1 protein-coding gene is annotated in these 514 nt (G+C 73.7%); it reads right to left on the bottom strand.

Annotation, left to right across the window (positions count from 1 at the left end):
* The coding region (locus tag G7A99_RS24585; RefSeq protein WP_305792381.1) for a CocE/NonD family hydrolase C-terminal non-catalytic domain-containing protein at positions 1 to 514 on the bottom strand (514 nt) is incomplete at both ends.

Here is a 514-nt window from a genome sequence, read left to right as displayed (position 1 = left end):
CCGCCTCGTGCAGCCGTGTTACCGGCGACGGGGCCGGGTAGTCCGGTGCAGGCAGGCGTACCGCCGGCGCGTTCGTCTGGGCGCTGCGCACCGGCAGCCACAGGCGCGTGTCCCCAAGGTCCACGGTGAGCCGGACGGGTTCCGGGGACGGCCAGGCCAGCGGCCAGTAGGAGGTGGAGATCGCCAGCCGCACGCGGTGGCCGGTGGCGAAGGCGTGGCCCACGTTGTTGAGCGGGACGCGGACCCGGTAACGCCGCCCCGGTGTCAGCGGCTCCGGCTCGGCGTGGCTGTCGCGGTGGGTAAGGTTCAGCAGGCCGTAGGTGGTGCGTGTCGCCTTGTCGTCCGGTGCGACGTCGGAGAGACGCACGGCGACCATCGCCACCGGCCGGTCCACGGAGAAGGCGAGTTCCAGCTCCGGCGCACCGAGCAGCTCCAGGGGGGCCTCCAGCGGCGCCGTGTCGAACACCAGGGCCCCGCCGTCCTCCTCGCGCTGGTCGTAAGGCAGGTCCGGGCC

The sequence above is a fragment of the Arhodomonas sp. KWT genome, from assembly GCF_010993615.1.
Note: the sequence above shows the minus strand (reverse complement) of the source record. Positions and strands in the feature narration are given on the sequence as shown.